Consider the following 19,935-nt stretch of genomic DNA (forward strand, 5'->3'; position numbering starts at 1 on the left):
AGTGTCGACATTTTACCCTTTGCAGCCGCAACCCTCTAGTCTCACGCGAGAAATAACCACTCTGAAACTGGAATTTAGTCGAAAATGCCAACATTGGTCAACTTTGTTATTTTTTAAACAGAAACCAGTGTTCAATAACTAAGCTATTTTGCTATAATGCGAAAATGTTGTTATGTTTATGATCCAATATAAGATCTTACATCTGTTGTAGTATTAATCGATTTTACACCACGGATAGGGCAAAATTTATGCTTAAGTACTTAATACGCAAGCTTTCTGGTCGTGATGGCAAATTATTGTCAATACAGATTTTTGCTGTTTTTGCGACATCAGCTTCGGCACTATTGCTAAGCCAAGTATTAATGAGCACCGAAAATAACTCTGCCAATAGTAAAGCCTGCGTGTGTAATAGCGGCACCAACTACAATACTAGCTTGCCAAGTAGTCATCCTACCAATCGATGTGCAGAACAATCAAACGATGTGAGCTGGGGAAATTGGGTTACAGGCAACAGTCGCTCAAGCCAATTTCATTTCATTGATCTACTTGAACTGATCCACGGCCACAAAGATAAGCCATTAAATGATATGCCATCATCTGGCAGCCCAACTCAGATATCGCGTTAATGTCTATTTGGCGAGTATTTAGTAGTACTGTAGCGGCTTTTTTTGGCGTGCAGACAGAACAAAACCGTCAAAAAGATTTTCAAACTCAATCTCCTCTGCCCTTCATCATCATGGGAATTATCTTAGCAATTACTTTAGTGATTTCAATAATCTTGATTGTTAACCAAGTATTAAGTTAATTACCTGCTTTGCTAGATATGCCACTGTAATATTATTCTTCTTCACGATAATGATGGTCATATAACGCCATAATTTCGTCGACTTTATTACGTGAACCACCTTTAGGACTAATATTACGTTGCACCGAAATCGTTGAGCAAGATGCACCGCGATATAGTTCTCGAGTTAACGGGATATCATGGTTACTGATCAGCACAGGAATATTTCGTTCATGAGCAATAAGCCGTGAATGACGTGCAAGTAATGCTTGGTCGTCTAGGCTAAAACCAGGGCCGGCATAAGTGGTAAAACTGGCTGTTGTCGATAAAGGTGCATAAGGCGGATCACAATAAATAACATCGCCGCTTTCAGCAATATCAAAGGCTTGTTCGTAACTTATACATTTAAAGGTCGCTTTTTGCGCTTTTAATGAAAAATAACGAATTTCGGCTTCTGGAAAATAAGGTTTTTTGTACGAGCCAAACGGCACGTTAAAACCACCTTTACGATTGTATCGACATAGACCATTAAAACCATGACGATTCATATATAGAAAATATACTGACCGAATAAATGGATCGCTACAGAGATTAAATTCTGCACGAATACGATAATAGGCATCTTTATCATTCATCTCATCGACAAACATTGCTTTTGCCGCTTGAATGTATTTATCAGGCTGTTGCTGAACAATTTGGTATAAATTGATTAAGTCTTGATTAATGTCACACAACAAATAATCATCAAACTGAGTATTGAGGAATACCGAACCCGCGCCAACAAAAGGTTCAATGAGTCGATTGCCTACTGGAAGGTGTTTTGCTAGCTCATCAACGAGCTTGTATTTACCGCCTGCCCACTTTAGAAAGGCTCTATGCTTTTTTATCATGAAAAGGAATTATACCAGCAAAATTAAAGCTGAAGATTGTACTCTGTTTAACGACAATTATCATCGGCTAAAGTAGATTAATTGTGTTGATTCTTCATGTTATTGACTTAAATGCTCCAGAATATGATGCAACTAATCTTGTCGCTTATAATCACTTAAGTCGGCCCACTTTCTAACCCAAGGTGCCGCTAACCCATATTTTTCCTGCAGACTTTTCGCTTTTAAGCTAGCGCTCGTAGCCGTTTCAAAATCACCCAATAATATAATGTGACGTTGTTTGTAACTCATAATGTAAACCTGCGGCTCTTGCGCCAATTTCACTAATATAGGCGTAAGTGAATCTTTGTCATTCACACTCGCAAGTTGCAGTGTAAACCCTTTAACTTTTAGGTTGGGAGTATTGTCTCGCTCAACAATATCATTCGGTTTATTGACCGGATTAACTTGTGCTTTGGGTAATTTCCCCTGAAAAGACAAGCCCGTTAATGATGAGTTGACCACCACCTCGGTATAATTATCTACAGGCACACCTTCAACAAGCTCAGTCGCATCTTTATCTTCAATTAGGCTATCTGTAATGACTCGCTCCTCTATAAGCAACTGTGCTTGCTCATTGGCGCTCGACTTAGTGAATACCAATTGCCTCTGAGCAAAATAAGCGGTTAATGTTTTATCGGCATAACTCATCACATATTTTGTTGCTTTGGCACGCAACCTTGATTGCTCAGCCGTTAATGTTGGCGATATCGATGTAGAGATTGCTGGAGGTAATTGACGACTAATACCCCACCACATTGCCACACTCGCTAATATCGCAAACAAGGCAATGAACATTTTCGCCGACCAGGACCAAGATGCTTTGCTGGTTTGCGGCTCTTCTAATGCTAACGCTAATAATTTAACCACTTCAGCTGGCGTGCCCTGCTGTTTTTCTAATTGTTTATGGATGATTTCACGGGGAATAAACGGCGTTTGCTGGCTACGAAGTAATAAACTCTGGTAAAGACCATCTCGCTCAGGTAGCGATAAAGGCTCGATCGTAACCGGGAGCAATCTAGCACGAATATCATCGGTTAAATCAGCCACTAAGGTATACCAAAAATCAGGACTAACCGTTACTGTGACCGCTACAGGTTTACCAGCACAATGGATTTGACTCAGAAGAATGCATTCAGCCCAAATATCTTTAGGCAATAGATCGGCATCATCAATAATGATGTGTAATGGCTTTTTCAAACTTGATTGAATTCTAAGAACGGTATCCATTAAAGGACGTTCGTCATCAAATATGGGGGCAGAGATGAGTTGAACAAGAATTTTTCGACGAATTTCTGCACTATCGGCATGTTGAGGGCATATAATTAAAGCTGAATTGTAATCATCTAACTCACTGGCTAGTGCAGCTGTAAGCGTAGATTTACCTGAGCCATCAACGCCACAAACCACCGACATCTGTTCACTATAGCTAGCAATATGCTGTAAACGCTGAATAAGCGCTTCTTGAGTGGGGAGTAACAATAGTCCTGGAGTCGTCAATGATTCACCACACTATAATTGAGATGTAGGAAGCATAACTTATTCGCAGCTAATAACCTGATTTAACAAGTCTTCACCTACATCACTAAAGACGTCAGCTTGGCCTATACCTGTGGGTAATACTAAGCGAATCTTACCACCTAAAACTTTCTTATCACGGCGCATATGCTTAATAAACTGTTCAAAATCCATCGACTCAGGAGCCGTTATAGGTAAATCAAACGCTAGCATTAACTGACAAATACGTTCAACACTTAAATCATCTAATAGATTGAGTTTACATGCAGTTTTTGCCGCAAGAACCGTACCAGCAGCGACAGCCTCACCATGTAACCAAACTCCGTAGCCCATTTCGGCTTCGATAGCATGACCGAAGGTGTGCCCAAGGTTTAATAACGCTCTGACACCATGTTCAGTTTCATCTTGCGCGACAACATCAGCTTTAATCTGACAACATTTTGCAATAGCATAGTTAAGCGCATCAGTTTGGAGTGACTTTAATTGGCTAACATTTTCTTCCAGCCATAGAAAAAATTCTGCATCCCAAATAATACCGTACTTAATGACTTCTGCCATACCTGCTGCAAACTCATTTGCAGGTAATGTCTGTAAGCAAAGCGTATCGATAATCACAGATTTGGGTTGATAAAATGCGCCAATCATATTTTTCCCAAGAGGATGATTTACTGCCGTTTTACCACCGACAGAGGAATCAACTTGGGACAATAATGTTGTCGGCACTTGAATAAAATCAATACCACGCTGATAACACGCTGCCGCGAAACCAGTCATATCACCAACAACACCACCACCGAGAGCAACTAAGACTGAGTCTCGGGCAAAATTGTGCTCAAGTAGTTCAGTAAAAATATAATCTAGGTGCTGTAAATCTTTAAATTTTTCGCCATCAGGCAAAATAACCGTTTCAACACGCGCGCAAGCGCTCATCGCTTGTTGTATCTTTTGAAGATACAACGGAGCAATGGTGTCATTTGAAACAATTAAGGCTTTCTTGTTTGTTAGGTAGCGAGCAAATAGCTCGCTATCATTCATCAAATCCTGGCCAATATAAATGGGGTAACTTCTATCACCTAATTGAACCTGAATCTGTTGCATGTTGTTACCTAAAAGCCGAGTTGCTCGATAATTTGGTTTGCGACGATCTTCGCGCTTTGCTCATCCGTTTTAACGATAACATCCGCAATTTCCTCATATAAAGGATTACGAATTTCCGCTAAGCTTTCGAGCACTTCACGTGGATCATCTACTTGTAACAACGGGCGACGCTTATCACGCTGAGTACGCGCAACTTGCTTGTCGATAGTTGTCTCTAAGTAAACCACTATACCTCGAGCAGAAAGATAGTTGCGGATATCTTTACTCTGAACAGAACCACCACCTGTCGCGAGAACGATACCTTGCCTTTCTGAAAGATCACCAATGACTTGAGCTTCACGACGACGGAAACCCTCCTCACCTTCAACATCAAACACCCAGGCAATATCTGCACCGGTACGTTGTTCAATCTCGTGATCTGAATCGTGGAAATCTAAATGCAGCATTTGCGCCAGATGGCGACCAATTGTGCTTTTACCTGCGCCCATAGGGCCTACCAGAAAAATATTGCGTTTTTCAGCCATTTCGTATACGTCTGAATCTTATATGGAAGAATGCCTTATCGACTTAAACCTCAAGCCGACCTATAATTTAACCTTGCTCTATTGAGACTTGACGAAGGATTATCTCAGTTAAGGGCTACCGCTTGCAAGTCATCACAGCTATTTATAATGATTTTATTATAACCTCGAAGATAAAAACACCCTAAATAATGTAATGTTTACAGTTAAGTGTTTGTTAATGCAAAGACTATAGTTTACTGCAGACAACATAATCTAATTAATATCATTCGCTATAAACTTTAAGAAAGTCACTATTATTGCCACCATAGGCAGTCATTTTACTCACTTGAGTGATATTTACCGCTAGTGTATTTATCCTACGTGGTAATTTGCTGCTCATAAACATGTGCCATAAAAAAACCAGCGCTTACGTCGCTGGCTTTTTATGCTCGTTATCGCTAAAGAAAACTATCGTTTATCAGCAACAATCTTAGGGGTTACGAAAATCAACAATTCTTGACGCTCGTTGGTGTCAGTTGAGTTTCTAAATAAGAAGCCTACTAACGGAATATCACCCAATACCGGTACTTTACTCACTCGGCTAATTAAGTTCTGTTGGTATATACCACCGAGCACAATGGTCTCACCATTATCAACCAGCACTTGGGTACCAATACGTTGAGTATCAATCGCAACAGCTTCACCAGTTGCGGTGGCAACCGTTGTTCCTTGAGAGTCTTGAGTAATTTCAAGATCAAGGATAACACGGTCATCTGGGGTAATTTGTGGGGTTACCCGAAGCGATAACACTGCCTTCTTAAAGGTAACCGTTGTTGCACCACTAGATGCTGACTCAACATAGGGAATTTCAACACCCTGCTCAATATACGCCGACTTTTGGTTAGACGTCGTAATACGTGGGCTGGCAATAATCTCGCCTTTGTTTTCTTGCTCTAATGCGCTTAACTCTAAATCGAGTACCGTACCGTCAGCCAATTTAGCAACATGAAAAGCAATACTGGTTGCAGAGCTTGCTGCTGCCGGTAAATTTACATTAAGACGATCATTAACACTTGGGATAATACCGTTAGCAATATCAGTGGCGCCATTAATGGTACCAGAGGTGCCTTTTGTGCCTTGCTGGTCGGTGATGCCCCAACGGATGCCTAAATCTTCAGACACATCGTCTTTCACTGTCACCATGCGGGCTTCAATCAATACTTGCTTAATCGGAATGTCTAATACATCTATTAATCGGTGTACGTTCTCTAAAATTTCCGCAGTGTCTTTTACCAATAGCGTATTTGTACGTTCATCAACGGCAACACTGCCGCGAGATGATAGTAGAGTGGAATCGGTAGTTTTAAGTAAATCCGCTATATCGACGGCTTTGGCATAGTTTATTTGTAAATATTCAGAATATAACGGGGCTAACTCTTTTACTTCTTGGCGATTTTTCAAGTCGTTACTTTCGCGAATAGCAAGCTCTTCACTTGGTGCAACCATTAAAATATTGCCTTCAATACGTTTATCCAAACCTTTAGTTTGTAAAATAAGGTCCAAGGCTTGATCCCAAGGCACGTCATCTAAACGTAAGGTAATTTCACCTTCTACGGTATCGCTAGTAACAAGGTTAAAGTTATTGTAATCAGCAATAATTTGTAAAACAGTACGGACTGAAATATTTTGGAAGTTAAGTGACAATGAGCGACCATTATATTTTTTGGCCTCTTTAGCAACCGAAACGCGTTCAACTTTATCAATGCTAACTTTAAACACATTACCATCTTGGCGGTAGTTATAGTCATAGTTACCATCAACATCAACCAAGATACGGGCAGTAAGGTCGTCTTTAAATGTTTCAAAACTATTCACTGGTGTGGCAAAATCTTGTACATCCATAACATAAAGCAAATCATTACCAATATCGGTGTTATAGAGTTTTATTTCGAGCTTTGAACCAACTTGTTCAACATTAGCGGCTACAGAACGATTGCTTAGATTAAATAATATTTCTCCGCCACCAGTTTTGTTGCGACGAAAATCAATACTACTAATACCGTTAACAAATGGATTATTAGCTTCTACTGGACCAGCGACATCATCATTAATCGTTAACCGATAACTATTACCAACAATTTTACCTTGGTACGGTTTTACTTTATTCATTGCAACAATGATCTGTAAATCGCCACCTTGTTGTTGTGTATTAATTTCTTTTACGCCAACAGTATTCACCGGAATATTGTTTTTAGTTAAATTAGAAATAGTATCAGAGAAATTCAACATAATTTCTGCTGGATCTGCCGATAAATCGACAGACGGTGACACTATTGATGATTCAAAAATCAACTCTAATTCTAATTGATGATCAACCATTGAATGGTATTTGACGTCCATAAGACGATTAGCAGCTATTGCACTGGGTATTAAACCCATTAATAATACTGCGCCTAAAAACGCTCTAAAAAATAATAACTTTGTTATTGCTTTTTTTATCGCGGCAGAAGATTCCATTATTCTCTCATCCTTCGCACGTTATTTTCCTGATAATTCTAAATTGCTGGATCTTTCTGACCAACAACCCGAACCATCAGGGATTAATTCTATAATTTCGATAAATTGCGGCGTTACTTTAGCAATTCGGCCATGATAAAGCCCTAAATACTCGCCTACACCCATGCGATAAACATTGGCATCGCTAGATTCGACTAAAGCCCAAATAGTTCCATCTTCGCTTAATGTTCCACGCATTCTTAAATTGTCTAATGCATAAGTTTCTAAACGACTTTTGCGACGTTTTAAGTCTGGTTGTAAACAATCTTTAGATGTATCAATCACCTCTTCTGTCAATTCCCTTGATGGTGGAACAAACGGGCTGCGCATTAACTCAGCTTGATATGCAAAATGTTCAAACTTTGGTGTTTGCTTCAAAGGCGGTATACGGGCGACGTGTTGTGCCTTTGTAGTAGTAACAAATAGCTCTAAATCGCTGCGATCGCCAATACAACCACTCAATAAAAACACCATTGATAAGAATAAAGGCAAAAATTTCATTATTTCTGTCCCTTATTGGCCTGTTGCGTTAATTCTGCCCCTTCTTTAAAGCGATACGTTTTAGCGAGAATATCCATTGATAAACCACCACTATCGTTCTGCTTTATAATAAAGTCGTGCAGACTGACAATTCGAGGTAATTTTGCAACCCCGCTCACCATATTACCTATTTTATGATAATCACCTTCCACTGACATCTTAATTGGGAATTCAATATAAAAATCACGTTCGATTTCATCATCCCAATCTAGGCTATTAATTCTAAGGCCAGCATCAGTAGCAACAAACGTTAAATCATCTAATAAACCAGGCATCTCATTTTCAGAAGGCAACATTTTAAGCAATTCGGCAAACTGCACTTCCATCACGTCTAATTGCTCACGGTACAATTTAAGATTAGCTGCTAAACGATATTTAGTTTCAAAATCTTCACGTAATTGAATTTCTTTTTGCTGTTCAGCTTCCATCTCATTGATCGAGTCGGAAATAAACAAGTAATAACTGCCACCAATAACACATAGAGACAAGAAACCAGCAAATACAATTTTTACCAGCTTAGGCCAACCACCAATGTTTTCAAAATCGATATCGTTAAATTGATCTAGGTCGAGATTCATTTTCTCGCTCCTTGGTTCGGATCAACATTCGCTTCTTGTGAATCATCACGAATAGTGACACGTAATTTAAAACGTTGTAACTGCCTTAACTCTTCATTTTGGGTCACAATCGATTGCATACTCGGATCGTTCAGATAAGCAGAAGTTTTAACCTTTCTCATCATATTAGCGACGTTATTGTTCGATTCACTTCGTCCCTCAATTAATAACACGCTACCTTTCTTCTCTATACTTGAAAGATAAATACCAGGCGGAACAATTCGAACTAATTCATCTAAAACATGGGTCGGTAAATTACGCGATTGTTGTAAATTGAGAATAATCTCAGTGCGACGTTCTATGTCTTTTTTACGTTCGGTAATTTTTCTAATTTCGGCAATCTGGGTATCAAGCAAACTAATTTCCGATTCCAAATAGGCATTGCGTTGACGTTGATCATCAGTGACCACCTCCAGAAAACCCAGAAATAAATAAACGACTAATGAAGTCACTAAAAAGACTAATGCTAAAATACCGATGAAGTCGCGTTTTTGCTTCTCTCTTGCTTCTTCACGCCAAGGTAATAAGTTTATGTTCGCCATTGAGCATAACTCCTTAACGCAAGACCACATGCCACCATATATTTACTCATATTAGGTTGAAGCTGACTTTTCATCACATCATCTGCATGCAAACAGCCTTGGAAGGGGTCAGCAAGAATAGTATGAGTACCTAACTCGTTGGTAAGTAATTCAACCATTCCTTCTAACTTAGCTGTACCACCACATAAAACGATGTAGTCAACTTTTTCACGGCCACTGGCAGTACAGTATATCTGTAAGGTTCGTTTAATTTGTTGTAATAATTGCGTCTGAAAAGGTGATAGAACTTCGAACATATAATTACGGGGTAATTGCCCTGTTATCTTGGCTCGTTCAGCCTCATCATGGGGCATTCCATAAAATGACAAAATTGATTGAGTAAATAACTCACCACCAAAAGCTTGTTCACGTATGAAAGTAGTATCACCATTTTCAACCACTGAGAATGTGGTCATATTGGCACCGATATCAACCATGGCGATTGATTTATCTTTAGCACCATCAGGTAACTGGCCATAAATTAATTCTGCAGAACGTCCTAAAGCATAGGCTTCCACATCGACAACTTTTACATCCAGCTCGACAGCATCTAGTGCATCTACTCGTGAATCAATGTTTTCGGTGCGACATGCACTCAGTAGCACATTCACTTTCGTTGGATCGGTAATGTTAGGATTAAGTCTTTCAAAATCAATACTGACTTCATCGAGCGAATAAGGAATAAGATTGTCAGCTTCAATCTCAATTTGAGCTTCCATTTCCTCTTCATTCAACGCAGCATCCATATAAATGACCTTAGTCATTACAGCAGATCCTGAAACAGCAACAGCAGCAAATTTGAGGGATTTAGGTAATCCCCGTCGAATTTGTCTTAATGATTCAAGTACCGCTTCAGAATCACGAATATCATGATCAACTACAGCTCCTTTTCTAACAGGAACCGCCGCATGGTTTTGAATTTTATATCCATCCGCAGTCTTGCTCAACAATATGGCTTTGATTTCATGAGATCCAATATCGATCCCGACCATTTGAGGTGCTTGACGCTTCCATAATTTTGAAATCATAGTCCGTCATCACAATTGTATTTTTATTTTCTAAGAGATTAGCACATAATCAACTCGTTATAAGTATTTGTATAAAATGTTTCAACATTTTACAAATACTATTTAGTTATTTCATGTTTTACTTCACCAAAAACCCTCACGCTTATATACTAACGTCACTATTTGTAATTTTTCTGGAATTCTAGAGTGAAGTGGTTTAAACGTTTATTAATTGCATTTTTTAGCCTATCACTACTTGGCATTGCTGCTATAGCTGCCGCTTATTTTTATGTGCTACCCGATTTACCCGATGTTAATTCGCTAAAGACGGTTCAATTACAAACTCCGCTGCGTATTTATAGCCGCGATGGCAAACTGATTTCTCAGTTTGGTGAAAAACGTCGTATACCTGTTGAGTATGAAGAGGTCCCGACTCAGTTAATTAATGCCGTGCTCGATACCGAAGATGCGCGCTTTTTTGAGCATAATGGCATTGATCCAATTGGTATTATTCGTGCGGCGGTCATTTTGATAACGACGGGTAAGAAAAGTCAAGGTGCCAGTACGATAACCCAGCAAGTTGCCCGAGGTTTTTTCTTATCGAATGAGAAAACGTACATTCGTAAAGTAAAAGAAATATTTCTAGCGCTAAAAATTGAAAAAGCACTCTCTAAGAAAGAAATCTTAGCTCTTTATTTAAATCGCTCATTTTTAGGTAACCGTGCCTATGGCGTAGGTGCTGCAGCGCAAGTTTATTATGGTAAAGAACTTAACCAACTGACGTTACCAGAGATGGCAATGATTGCCGGTTTACCACAAGCACCATCAGCAGCAAATCCTATTAGAAATACCGAACGGGCAATATCTCGTCGAAATTGGGTTCTAAGCCGCATGCTCGAAAAACGTAATATCACTCAAGCAGAATATCAAGAGGCCATCAATAGCGCTTCTACCGCGAAATATCATGGCGCTGAAATTGACTTATACGCTCCATATGTTTCGGAAATGGCACGTGATTACATGATCCAGAAGTACGGTGAAGAAGCTGCCTATACCAATGGATATAATGTCTACACCACTATATCTTCAGATCTACAATTGATGGCTCAGGAGTCATTAAGAGATAATGTTTTTGCTTACGACCAACGCCATGGTTACCGAGGCCCTGTCACTGAATTATGGACTGATACACCACTAAGCAACGATGAGATTGTGGCGATTTTAAAGAGCACGTCTTCGGTACAGGGCATTATGCCAGCAGCAGTGCTAAGCGTAAAAGACCAACAAGCACAAGTGATTGATGAAAAAGGCGAACTGCTGACTCTTGAATGGAATGGCTTAAAATGGGCGCGTAAGTTTATTAGCGATAAACGTCAGAGCTTACCACCGAAACTTGCAAGCGATATATTAACCGCCGGCCAACAAGTCTGGATCCGTCACAATGGTAAGCATTGGCAATTATCACAAATTCCTCAGGTATCGAGTGCAACCGTCTCGCTTGAACCTCATGACGGAGCAATTAAAACGCTTGTAGGCGGATTTAGCTTTAGCCAGAGTCAATTCAATCGAGTGACTCAAGCTAAGCGTCAATTAGGCTCTAATATTAAGCCTTTTATTTATGCCGCTGCTTTAGAAAAAGATTACACCTTGGCTACGCTTATCAATAACGCACCAATCAACAAACCCGATACCCGCCAAGGTACTGCATGGCGACCAAAGAACTCACCTGATATCTACGGTGGGCCAACACGCTTACGTGTGGGTTTAGCTCAGTCGATTAACGTTATGTCGGTTAGAGCAATGCGACATACCGGTTTAGACGACACCATAAAAGAGCTGATAAAGTTCGGATTCGACCCAAGTGATTTACCACGTAATGAATCGTTAGCTTTAGGTTCTGCATCGGTAACACCATTACAAGTTGCTACTGCATTTAATACTTTCGCTAATGGTGGCTACTTAGTTGAGCCTTACTTTATCGATCATGTCACCGATGCATACGACAACATGGTTGAACAAACCATTCCAACTATTGCATGCAGTAAACCAGAACCATCTATAACAGGGCCAACAGAGCTTACTGATATTGATGACCCATTTACTGTGATGGCAACAGAGGTAGATCAAGAGAATGTCAGCTCAATCACCGCAGAGCAAAATGTATGTACTAATCCACAAGCTCATTTTGCCAAAAGAGTTATCTCTGAACAGACAGCATTTTTGATTACTGAAGCTTTAAAAAGCGTGATTTGGGGTGGCGGTGACTGGAGCCATGGAACGGGGTGGAATGGTACGGCTTGGCGAGCATCAAAATTAATTAAACGTCATGATATTGCGGGTAAAACAGGAACAACTAACGAATCTCGTGATACTTGGTTCAGTGGTTTTAATCCTACATTAACCGCAACCTTCTGGGTTGGTTTTGATGATCATGGTCGTCAATTAGGCCGTTCAAGCTGGATGGCTAATGGCGATCCAGATCAAATATCCGGTGCTGAAGCAGGAGCAAAAACTGCCGGTCCTGGTTGGAATGACTATATGAATAAAGCCCTATCTGGCACCCCAGAAGCGCCCGTCATTCCACCTAAAGGGATTGTATCTGCGCGTATTGATTTAGCCACGGGTAAATTGACTCGAAAAACAGACTATACGACAGAGTTTGAGTACTTTGTTGAAGGCACTGAACCTAAAGAATATGTCACTGAAACTCAGCAAAGTGGAGATATCTTTATCGACAATGTTGCTGAAGATTTATTCCAGTAATATCGATTTACATTAGCTAATAAAAAAGCCATTCAACTGAATGGCTTTTTTATAACAGATGATATGACATTACAATGCAGCTAACCTGCTACTGATGTGTTCGGTATCAATAGTTGATGTAGCTCAGTTAAATTTCGTACCTGATAACTGGGAACAATATTATCGCTTACAGGTTGGTCATGATGATTTAACCAACATGTGTCGATACCCGCATTGATCCCCCCTAAAATATCTGAGTGTAGGTTATCACCGACCATCAGCACTTGGTGCTTCTGCGGCTCTCCCATTAAGCTGAACGCATGCTGAAAAATAGCTACATCAGGTTTTGCTTTACCCAGTTGTTCAGAAATCACCACTGGATTAAATGCATCTTGGAAACCGGTACGACTTAAACGGATATTTTGTAATTCGGTAAAGCCATTAGTAATAATGCCTAAATTGACCTTACCCGACAATGAATCAACTAATTCACGAGCTCCCGGTAAAGGGAGACAAATATCAGCCATAGCACTTAAAAACTGACTATTTAAATGCTGTGGTGTTACGGATAATTTAGCAGCCCAATGAGTAAATCGAGTGTGTTGCAAATGTGCTGCGCTGATTAAACCGTTCTGATATTCGACCCATAACGGTTTATTAACCTGCTGATAAACAGAAAAATCTTCTGCACTAAAATCAATATCAAAGCGCGAAAACATTAATTTTAATCCAGCAAATGCATCGAAATGAAATAGTGTTTCATCTGCATCAAATAAAATCCATTTATACTTATTGAGCATATTTGACATCAATTAAATCCTTATTTTAAAAACGCTAACCTAACTAAGTTTGAATAATAAAAGTTATCGAGCAGAGCTTTGGTCTACTATTGGTATTGGCTAGCAATGGGCAATATAACGAGATGATTCTTACGATACTGGCTAAGCGCTAAATAAAGACATTAACCTAGTTTCTTGCTGCACTAGACTTTGATAAATGGTTAACTGATTGATGGCACGATCAAGATTATGGTTTTCATATTTAATCCCAAAATAAACGTCACCATTTAAATAATCAGTTAAAAAACGAACACCAAGCATTAATGGCATCACTTTGGTTCCTAGCCACAAACTACGCTTTTCAAGCGGAGTAATTATACCAACAAGAGAAGCAATATAAGAGTTGGCAGCGGCGATAATAATTTCAGGACGCGCGTAAACATTGGCTAAATTAGTCGAATCTTCCGCCTCAGGTGAGCAAAATGCACGAACCATATCGCCAAAGTCATACATTAAATATCCTGTCATACAGGTATCTAAATCAATAATAGCTAAACTAGACATGTCTCGACTATCAAATAACATATTATTGATTTTAGTATCATTATGGCAAACCCTGATCGGTAAATCGGTTTCATATTGCAACAATGTTGTCACTAAATCAGTTTGAGCCAAACAAAAATCGACCCATTTTTTACACTGAGCTAATCGCTCATGACTATCGTTAATCTCAGCATTATGCAATTGAGCCATACGTTGAGGTAAATTTAAAAAATTGGGGATCACATCGATAATATCAGTGGGGGTTAAGTTACTCAGTGCCGCAGCAAAATGCCCAAACGCCTCGGCCGCTAACTTAGCTTGCTCGGGCGTATCAACCACTTCAATTGTATCGCTATGGGGTAAATAATCTATTGCCCGCCAAAACCCTTGCTCAGCTAAATCTACGTAAAGCGCGCCAGAAACGGTAGCGATTGGACTCACCACTTGCAAGGGATATTGTTGCTGTTGCCGCTTAGCCAATAAATGCTGACTAATGTTAGCGGCATTTTGAATCATAACCCTAGGATCAGTAAATATTTGAGTATTAATCCGCTGCAACACCATCGTTTTAGCTTGATCTCGCACCAAAAAAGTCTGATTTATATGGCCATTACCCAGTGGATGAATGGAGCTGTGCTCGGTACTAAAACCAAACTGAGGTAACACATTGCTACGGATAAAATTAACCAATCAACACTCCAACACTAATATCACCAAAACCTAAGGTAACCAATACATCACTTTGGTCCGGTTTCTCTCTGTAATCGTTACTGACTCAGTATCATTTCAAATTGAGGGTTTTGCATCAAGGTTGCTTGACTGCCCTTTAAGTTAAATTCATAGCCGCACAACTTAAAGCTGCCTCTGAGCGCGACATCATTGACAATGGCATCTTTATCTAATGGTGTAAATCTGGCCTCACTGGCACCATCATTAAGTAAATCAACGGTGATAGGTCGATAGCGACTACCGTCATTAAACTCAAGATTAGCGCAGGTTTTATCACCCGTTGCTGTCGCTAAACGCCACATATTTTGCGCAGCGCCGCTATCTCCTAACCAGCGCACAATCAAGATTTCACCCTCTAACGCCAGCCAAAATCCGTCTGGTAGTTTTACCATCTCTCGAGTGCCAGCTTGTTGTTGATGACTTATGCCATCAAGGTGTGCGGCTTGTTCGGTTTCGTCGCTAGAAAAAACATTGACCAATGCAAAGACCAAATACACGACTAAACAGATAGCCAAGATAAGCGCAGTAATTTTACCAATTAAAATAAGCTTTTGCTGGTGTAATTTGGCCACATTAAGCCAAGATTTTGCTAGCTCGGTAATCGACCCAGATTGTAATGCATCTTGATCGACATAAAGCGGTTGATTATTACGCACTGACGCTGTGGAAAATGAGCTAGTGTATTGCTCATCTAGTGCAGCATCAGCATCGAGGGCCGTGTTATCTTGCTCAATACCAGCCTGAGGTAAAACATCATCAATAGTCTGATTGCTCTGGGTTTCGCCAGAATATGGCTCAGATGATGTACTAAAGTTCACCTCATTATCAGTTAATTCTACGGCTGAAAATGTACTCTCTGGCGTTGCCTGAACAGGCATAGCCTGCCCTTTCATAACTGGCTCTTGTCTGTGATAAACCGAACCTATATTGGATACTGGCGCCATATTGGGTCCATTATATCCTTGTACATAATTAATGATATTTCTAGGCGGTAAAAATGCCAAATAGCCACCACAGGCTAAGCCGAATAAAAATACGCCAGCTGACGCGCCCAAAGGCGCCATAAAGTAAGTCAATATGCCAAAAGCCAATACAGGTATGACACAAATCATCGCTAACTTAATCGATTTATTGGCATCATTTAAGCGACGAAGTGCAGCCAAACCAACAATAGGCATAACCGCTAGCGTCACAATCACATTAATTACACTCGTCGGAAATACGATAGCCACAACTGTTAACAACAAAAATGCAGCGAATATAATTGCCATTAACCTTAAGCCTGTGTCACGACCATCTCGGCACAGTAGGGTTTTTACAGACATCAATCATTCCTATTCATTTACGAAAAAAATCAAAAAAACAGCTAGGTACATAACAGAATTTATCGGTAATTATACACAGTGATGGCAAGGTGATTAGATTGTTTTCACCATCAAAACTGACAACCGCTATTAATAGCGCAAAGCCTACAGAATTTATCTTATAAAGCCAGACCCAACCTAGGTTTTACATAACTTTTTTATTCACTAACCTGTCTGTTGCTTGTCGCCCATTTATCGCAACAAGGCACAGTAGCAATCGCTATGATTGCGCTAGCATAACCTTACAGTTAACGAGTATAATATTAAGCTTTCTTAATGAATAATCGGATGAGAAACCCTATTTATGAGCACTCGTGGAAATCTTTTTATTGTGTCAGCCCCCAGTGGCGCAGGTAAATCATCACTTATATCAGCACTATTAAAAGATACACCATCTGATAAACAGGTTTCAGTGTCACACACGACCCGTAAACCTCGCCCTGGCGAAGTCGATGGCCAACATTATCATTTTGTCACTGTTGAGCAATTTAAAGCATTAATTGACCAAAACGCCTTTATTGAATGGGCTGAAGTCTTTGGCAATTTTTATGGCACCTCCAAAACCGTCATTGAACACACTTTGGCTAATGGTATCGACGTCTTTCTAGATATCGACTGGCAAGGTGGTGAACAAGTTAAAAGACTGATGCCATATGCGATTGGGGTATTTATTTTACCGCCATCGAAAACTGAACTAGAGCGTCGTTTAACTGGTCGAGGCCAAGACAGCCAACAAGTGATTGATTCACGCATGGCACAAGCGGTTTCTGAAATGTCACATTACGCACAATATGAATTTGTGATTGTAAATAATGATTTTGATGACGCCCTAACCGATTTAAACGCCATTATTCGCAGCCAAAGACTAACCTGTGCTAGTCAGCAGCATACCCACAATGATATGCTTATTGATCTCTTGGCAGACTAATTGTCATAGTGTACAATTTTGCGTCATTTTTCCCCATAGATAACACTGGAGTTTCAACACATGGCTCGCGTAACTGTAGAAGACGCCGTAAATAAAATCGGCAACCGTTTTGATATGATCCTGGTTGCAGCGCGTCGTGCACGCCAAATCGCCGTCCAAGGTAAAGAACCTATGGTTGATGAGATGAATGATAAACCAACGGTTGTCGCATTACGTGAAATCGAATTAGGTTTAGTCACCTCTAACACTTTAGATGCTGATGAGCGCCAAACTGTTCGTGAACGTGAAGCAGCTGAAATTGCCGCTGTAGCAGCCATAGCAGAAGGCCGCGTTTTATAAGGAGTAGCGCCACTTGTATCTGTTTGAAGGTCTAAAAGAGTCAGCATCCAGCTATCTAGAGCCGGATCAAGTAGAATTACTCAAGCAGGCCTATTTGGTTGCGCGTGATGCCCACGAAGGGCAAATGCGCACAAGTGGCGAGCCTTATATCACCCATCCCGTTGCGGTTAGCCGCATCTTGGCAGACATGCGCCTCGATCATGAGTCGCTTATGGCTGCCTTGCTTCATGACACCATTGAAGATACACCGGTTACCAAAGAAGAACTCACTGAGTTATTTGGTGCTGATGTTGCCGAACTGGTTGAAGGTGTTTCAAAGCTTGATAAAATCAAGTTTCGTGACAGAAAAGAAGCCCAAGCAGAAAACTTCCGTAAAATGATGATGGCAATGACTCAAGATATTCGAGTTATCCTCATCAAATTGGCCGACCGCACCCACAATATGCGCACATTAGGCGCTCTTCGCCCTGATAAGCGTCGTCGTATTGCTCGCGAAACGTTAGAAATATATGCTCCAATTGCTAATCGATTAGGTATTCATAATATTAAAATCGAACTTGAAGATCTCGGTTTTCAAGCCTATTACCCTATGCGACACAGAGTGATCCGCGATGTCGTAAAAGCAGCTCGTGGTAATCGTAAAGAACTGATTAACAGTATTGAAGTGGCTATTGAAACACGCCTTGAAGAAGCTGGAATTCCTACTAAAGTCAAAGGCCGTGAGAAAAACCTCTATTCAATCTATCGAAAGATGCGCAGTAAAGAACTTCAGTTTCAAGAGGTTATGGATATATATGCGTTCCGCGTTATCGTCGACTCTATTGATACCTGCTATCGCGTATTAGGTGCTATGCACGGATTATACAAGCCGCGCCCTGGACGTTTTAAAGATTATATCGCCATTCCAAAAGCCAACGGTTACCAATCACTGCATACCTCGTTATTTGGCCCCCATGCGGTGCCTGTTGAAGTGCAAATTCGTACTGAAGAAATGGATCAAATGGCCGACAAAGGTGTCGCTGCGCATTGGATGTACAAAAACAATACCGATGCGGCTCAACAAAGCACTTCTCAAGTTCGCGCTCATAAATGGATGCAAAGTTTGCTGGAATTACAGCAAAGTGCTAGCAGCTCATTTGAATTTGTTGAAAACGTTAAAACTGAATTATTCCCTGAAGAGATCTACGTATTTACTCCAGAAGGTCGTATCTTAGAATTACCAGTCAATGCCACGGCGGTCGATTTTGCCTACGAAGTGCATACTGATGTGGGCAATACCTGTGTTGGCGCACGCGTTAATCGTCAAGCATACCCGCTGAGCCAACCATTAATTTCAGGGCAAACCGTTGAAATTATTACCGCCAAAGGTGCCCGCCCTAATGCTGCATGGCTAAATTTTGTGGTAACGGGTAAAGCCCGAGGTAAAATCCGTCAGGTATTAAAGAGCCTTAAAGGCGATAATGCTATCGCATTAGGCAAACGTTTATTAAACCATGCCTTGGGTGATACCAAGCTGGAAACTATCCCCGCTGAATTACTTGAGAAAGTGATCAAAGAAACCAAACACACATCATTAGACTCGCTGCTAGCAGATATTGGCTTAGGCAATGCCATGAGTATTGTGATTGCCCAGCGCTTGGTTGGTGAGCAGTTTGATTCTCAAGACAGCAATAAAGAACGACCACAAATGCCAATTCGCGGTGCCGAAGGTATGTTGGTCACTTACGCCAATTGCTGCCGCCCAATCCCTGGCGATGCGGTCATTGCTCATGTGAGCCCAGGCAAAGGTCTGGTAGTGCACATGGAAAGCTGTGCCAATATTCGCGGCTATCAAGGCGAGCCAGATAAGTACATTTCAGTACATTGGGACAACGTAGAAGGGGTTGAATACCAAGCTAACTTACGCGTTGAAATTGTAAACCACCAAGGTGCGTTGGCAAAAATCACTTCGATCATTGCTTCTGCTGGTTCTAACATTCACAACCTCAGCACCGAAGAACGTGATGGCCGTGTATATCTGATTAATTTACGTATTTCAGTTAAAGATCGCGTTCATCTTGCAAACGTTATGCGCAGGATCCGTGTTTTACCTGAAGTCTTACGCACTTCGCGTAACCGCTAATGATTTCATGAGTGGTTTAGTTAACCTCTCATGAATATTCATATTTTAAGCTATTACTCAGTTATAGTTGCGGAAAATACTCTTTGTTCTTCCTCAATATAATCAGTTAACGACATCATTTCCATCACCCGTTGTTGGGTTTGATTGGCCGCATTGCGCCACTTTTTGTGTTTATCTGAACGGTCAACCTGGTGGTTAAAACGTACCACTAAATAATGGCCTTCATCTAAACCTAAACAATACATATCTGTCCGACTGC

18 protein-coding genes and 1 pseudogene are annotated in these 19,935 nt (G+C 40.5%); 6 read left to right on the forward strand and 13 right to left on the reverse strand.

Annotation, left to right across the window (positions count from 1 at the left end):
• Nucleotides 1-248: 248 nt before the first annotated feature.
• Both ACED29_RS18910 and ACED29_RS18915 read left to right on the forward strand, forming a co-directional pair.
• Entirely contained in the window at nucleotides 249-626 is a 378-nt protein-coding gene (locus ACED29_RS18910; RefSeq protein WP_182697759.1) for a hypothetical protein, read from the forward strand.
• Nucleotides 626-805, forward strand: a complete 180-nt coding sequence (locus ACED29_RS18915) for a DUF2970 domain-containing protein (protein ID WP_124017497.1) — start codon at nucleotides 626-628, stop codon at nucleotides 803-805. Before ACED29_RS18910 ends, ACED29_RS18915 begins: the two co-directional genes overlap by 1 nt.
• A gap of 32 nt (nucleotides 806-837) precedes the next feature.
• On the opposite strand, the gene ACED29_RS18920 is transcribed toward ACED29_RS18915, so the two are convergent.
• The 9 genes from ACED29_RS18920 to ACED29_RS18960 form a co-directional block, all read right to left on the reverse strand.
• A complete protein-coding gene (locus ACED29_RS18920; RefSeq protein ID WP_124017496.1) occupies nucleotides 838-1,674 on the reverse strand; it encodes a Dam family site-specific DNA-(adenine-N6)-methyltransferase in 837 nt (278 codons plus the stop codon).
• A 132-nt stretch (nucleotides 1,675-1,806) separates the two neighbouring features.
• Nucleotides 1,807-3,210 (reverse strand): ATP-binding protein, encoded by a 1,404-nt coding sequence (locus tag ACED29_RS18925; protein WP_182723099.1) that lies wholly within the window; start codon nucleotides 3,208-3,210, stop codon nucleotides 1,807-1,809.
• A gap of 39 nt (nucleotides 3,211-3,249) precedes the next feature.
• Nucleotides 3,250-4,326, reverse strand: coding sequence for a 3-dehydroquinate synthase (gene aroB, locus ACED29_RS18930; RefSeq protein ID WP_371698404.1), 1,077 nt, complete (start codon nucleotides 4,324-4,326; stop codon nucleotides 3,250-3,252).
• Between the two features lie 8 nt (nucleotides 4,327-4,334).
• Nucleotides 4,335-4,850 (reverse strand): shikimate kinase AroK, encoded by a 516-nt coding sequence (gene aroK, locus ACED29_RS18935; protein WP_011635865.1) that lies wholly within the window; start codon nucleotides 4,848-4,850, stop codon nucleotides 4,335-4,337.
• Between the two features lie 447 nt (nucleotides 4,851-5,297).
• On the reverse strand, nucleotides 5,298-7,346 hold the full coding sequence (gene pilQ, locus ACED29_RS18940; protein ID WP_124017493.1) for a type IV pilus secretin PilQ family protein: 2,049 nt from the start codon (nucleotides 7,344-7,346) through the stop codon (nucleotides 5,298-5,300).
• 21 nt (nucleotides 7,347-7,367) lie between these two features.
• Nucleotides 7,368-7,886, reverse strand: a complete 519-nt coding sequence (locus tag ACED29_RS18945) for a pilus assembly protein PilP (protein WP_124017492.1) — start codon at nucleotides 7,884-7,886, stop codon at nucleotides 7,368-7,370.
• Nucleotides 7,886-8,503: a type 4a pilus biogenesis protein PilO gene (locus ACED29_RS18950; RefSeq protein ID WP_124017491.1), complete on the reverse strand. Its 618-nt coding sequence runs from the start codon at nucleotides 8,501-8,503 to the stop codon at nucleotides 7,886-7,888. Before ACED29_RS18950 ends, ACED29_RS18945 begins: the two co-directional genes overlap by 1 nt.
• Nucleotides 8,500-9,084 (reverse strand): PilN domain-containing protein, encoded by a 585-nt coding sequence (locus ACED29_RS18955; protein ID WP_124017490.1) that lies wholly within the window; start codon nucleotides 9,082-9,084, stop codon nucleotides 8,500-8,502. The genes ACED29_RS18950 and ACED29_RS18955 overlap by 4 nt, the downstream gene beginning before the upstream one ends.
• Nucleotides 9,072-10,151: a pilus assembly protein PilM gene (locus ACED29_RS18960; protein WP_124017489.1), complete on the reverse strand. Its 1,080-nt coding sequence runs from the start codon at nucleotides 10,149-10,151 to the stop codon at nucleotides 9,072-9,074. Before ACED29_RS18960 ends, ACED29_RS18955 begins: the two co-directional genes overlap by 13 nt.
• Nucleotides 10,152-10,337: 186 nt before the next feature.
• On the opposite strand from ACED29_RS18960, the gene ACED29_RS18965 reads away from it, so the two are divergent.
• A complete protein-coding gene (locus ACED29_RS18965; RefSeq protein ID WP_371698405.1) occupies nucleotides 10,338-12,893 on the forward strand; it encodes a penicillin-binding protein 1A in 2,556 nt (851 codons plus the stop codon).
• A gap of 80 nt (nucleotides 12,894-12,973) precedes the next feature.
• Here the strand turns inward: ACED29_RS18965 and yjjG are convergent, their stop codons facing one another.
• From yjjG to ACED29_RS18980, 3 genes are all read right to left on the reverse strand, one after another.
• On the reverse strand, nucleotides 12,974-13,681 hold the full coding sequence (gene yjjG, locus ACED29_RS18970; RefSeq protein ID WP_347690418.1) for a pyrimidine 5'-nucleotidase: 708 nt from the start codon (nucleotides 13,679-13,681) through the stop codon (nucleotides 12,974-12,976).
• A 132-nt stretch (nucleotides 13,682-13,813) separates the two neighbouring features.
• On the reverse strand, nucleotides 13,814-14,884 hold the full coding sequence (locus tag ACED29_RS18975) for a phosphotransferase enzyme family protein (RefSeq protein ID WP_371698407.1): 1,071 nt from the start codon (nucleotides 14,882-14,884) through the stop codon (nucleotides 13,814-13,816).
• 77 nt (nucleotides 14,885-14,961) lie between these two features.
• The gene (locus ACED29_RS18980) at nucleotides 14,962-16,248 is read right to left on the reverse strand and encodes a DUF805 domain-containing protein (protein WP_371698408.1); all 1,287 of its coding nucleotides are present in this window, start codon (nucleotides 16,246-16,248) and stop codon (nucleotides 14,962-14,964) included.
• Nucleotides 16,249-16,591: 343 nt separating this feature from the next.
• Between ACED29_RS18980 and gmk the strand changes: the two genes are divergently transcribed.
• From gmk to spoT, 3 genes are read left to right on the forward strand one after another with little or no spacing between them, the layout of a single operon-like run.
• A complete protein-coding gene (gene gmk / locus ACED29_RS18985; protein ID WP_182742949.1) occupies nucleotides 16,592-17,215 on the forward strand; it encodes a guanylate kinase in 624 nt (207 codons plus the stop codon).
• A 60-nt stretch (nucleotides 17,216-17,275) separates the two neighbouring features.
• On the forward strand, nucleotides 17,276-17,554 hold the full coding sequence (gene rpoZ, locus ACED29_RS18990) for a DNA-directed RNA polymerase subunit omega (protein WP_011635854.1): 279 nt from the start codon (nucleotides 17,276-17,278) through the stop codon (nucleotides 17,552-17,554).
• Nucleotides 17,555-17,567: 13 nt separating this feature from the next.
• Nucleotides 17,568-19,676, forward strand: a complete 2,109-nt coding sequence (spoT, locus tag ACED29_RS18995) for a bifunctional GTP diphosphokinase/guanosine-3',5'-bis pyrophosphate 3'-pyrophosphohydrolase (RefSeq protein ID WP_124017483.1) — start codon at nucleotides 17,568-17,570, stop codon at nucleotides 19,674-19,676.
• A gap of 53 nt (nucleotides 19,677-19,729) precedes the next feature.
• Here the strand turns inward: spoT and ACED29_RS19000 are convergent.
• Nucleotides 19,730-19,935 (reverse strand): annotated as a pseudogene (locus ACED29_RS19000) (hypothetical protein); the annotation flags it as partial.

Source organism: Shewanella sp. 5S214 (genome assembly GCF_041439795.1).
GTDB classification, from domain to species: domain Bacteria; phylum Pseudomonadota; class Gammaproteobacteria; order Enterobacterales; family Shewanellaceae; genus Shewanella; species Shewanella vesiculosa.

Excerpts from the sequence above, each read along its gene's own strand:
- ACED29_RS18910 (WP_182697759.1), top strand. The coding sequence starts at position 249 with ATGCTTAAGTACTTAATACGCAAGCTTTCTGGTCGTGATGGCAAATTA.
- ACED29_RS18915 (WP_124017497.1), top strand. The coding sequence starts at position 626 with ATGTCTATTTGGCGAGTATTTAGTAGTACTGTAGCGGCTTTTTTTGGC.
- ACED29_RS18920 (WP_124017496.1), bottom strand. The coding sequence starts at position 1,674 with ATGATAAAAAAGCATAGAGCCTTTCTAAAGTGGGCAGGCGGTAAATAC.
- aroB (WP_371698404.1), bottom strand. The coding sequence starts at position 4,326 with ATGCAACAGATTCAGGTTCAATTAGGTGATAGAAGTTACCCCATTTAT.
- aroK (WP_011635865.1), bottom strand. The coding sequence starts at position 4,850 with ATGGCTGAAAAACGCAATATTTTTCTGGTAGGCCCTATGGGCGCAGGT.
- pilQ (WP_124017493.1), bottom strand. The coding sequence starts at position 7,346 with ATGGAATCTTCTGCCGCGATAAAAAAAGCAATAACAAAGTTATTATTT.
- ACED29_RS18945 (WP_124017492.1), bottom strand. The coding sequence starts at position 7,886 with ATGAAATTTTTGCCTTTATTCTTATCAATGGTGTTTTTATTGAGTGGT.
- ACED29_RS18950 (WP_124017491.1), bottom strand. The coding sequence starts at position 8,503 with ATGAATCTCGACCTAGATCAATTTAACGATATCGATTTTGAAAACATT.
- ACED29_RS18955 (WP_124017490.1), bottom strand. The coding sequence starts at position 9,084 with ATGGCGAACATAAACTTATTACCTTGGCGTGAAGAAGCAAGAGAGAAG.
- ACED29_RS18960 (WP_124017489.1), bottom strand. The coding sequence starts at position 10,151 with ATGATTTCAAAATTATGGAAGCGTCAAGCACCTCAAATGGTCGGGATC.
- yjjG (WP_347690418.1), bottom strand. The coding sequence starts at position 13,681 with ATGTCAAATATGCTCAATAAGTATAAATGGATTTTATTTGATGCAGAT.
- ACED29_RS18980 (WP_371698408.1), bottom strand. The coding sequence starts at position 16,248 with ATGTCTGTAAAAACCCTACTGTGCCGAGATGGTCGTGACACAGGCTTA.
- gmk (WP_182742949.1), top strand. The coding sequence starts at position 16,592 with ATGAGCACTCGTGGAAATCTTTTTATTGTGTCAGCCCCCAGTGGCGCA.
- rpoZ (WP_011635854.1), top strand. The coding sequence starts at position 17,276 with ATGGCTCGCGTAACTGTAGAAGACGCCGTAAATAAAATCGGCAACCGT.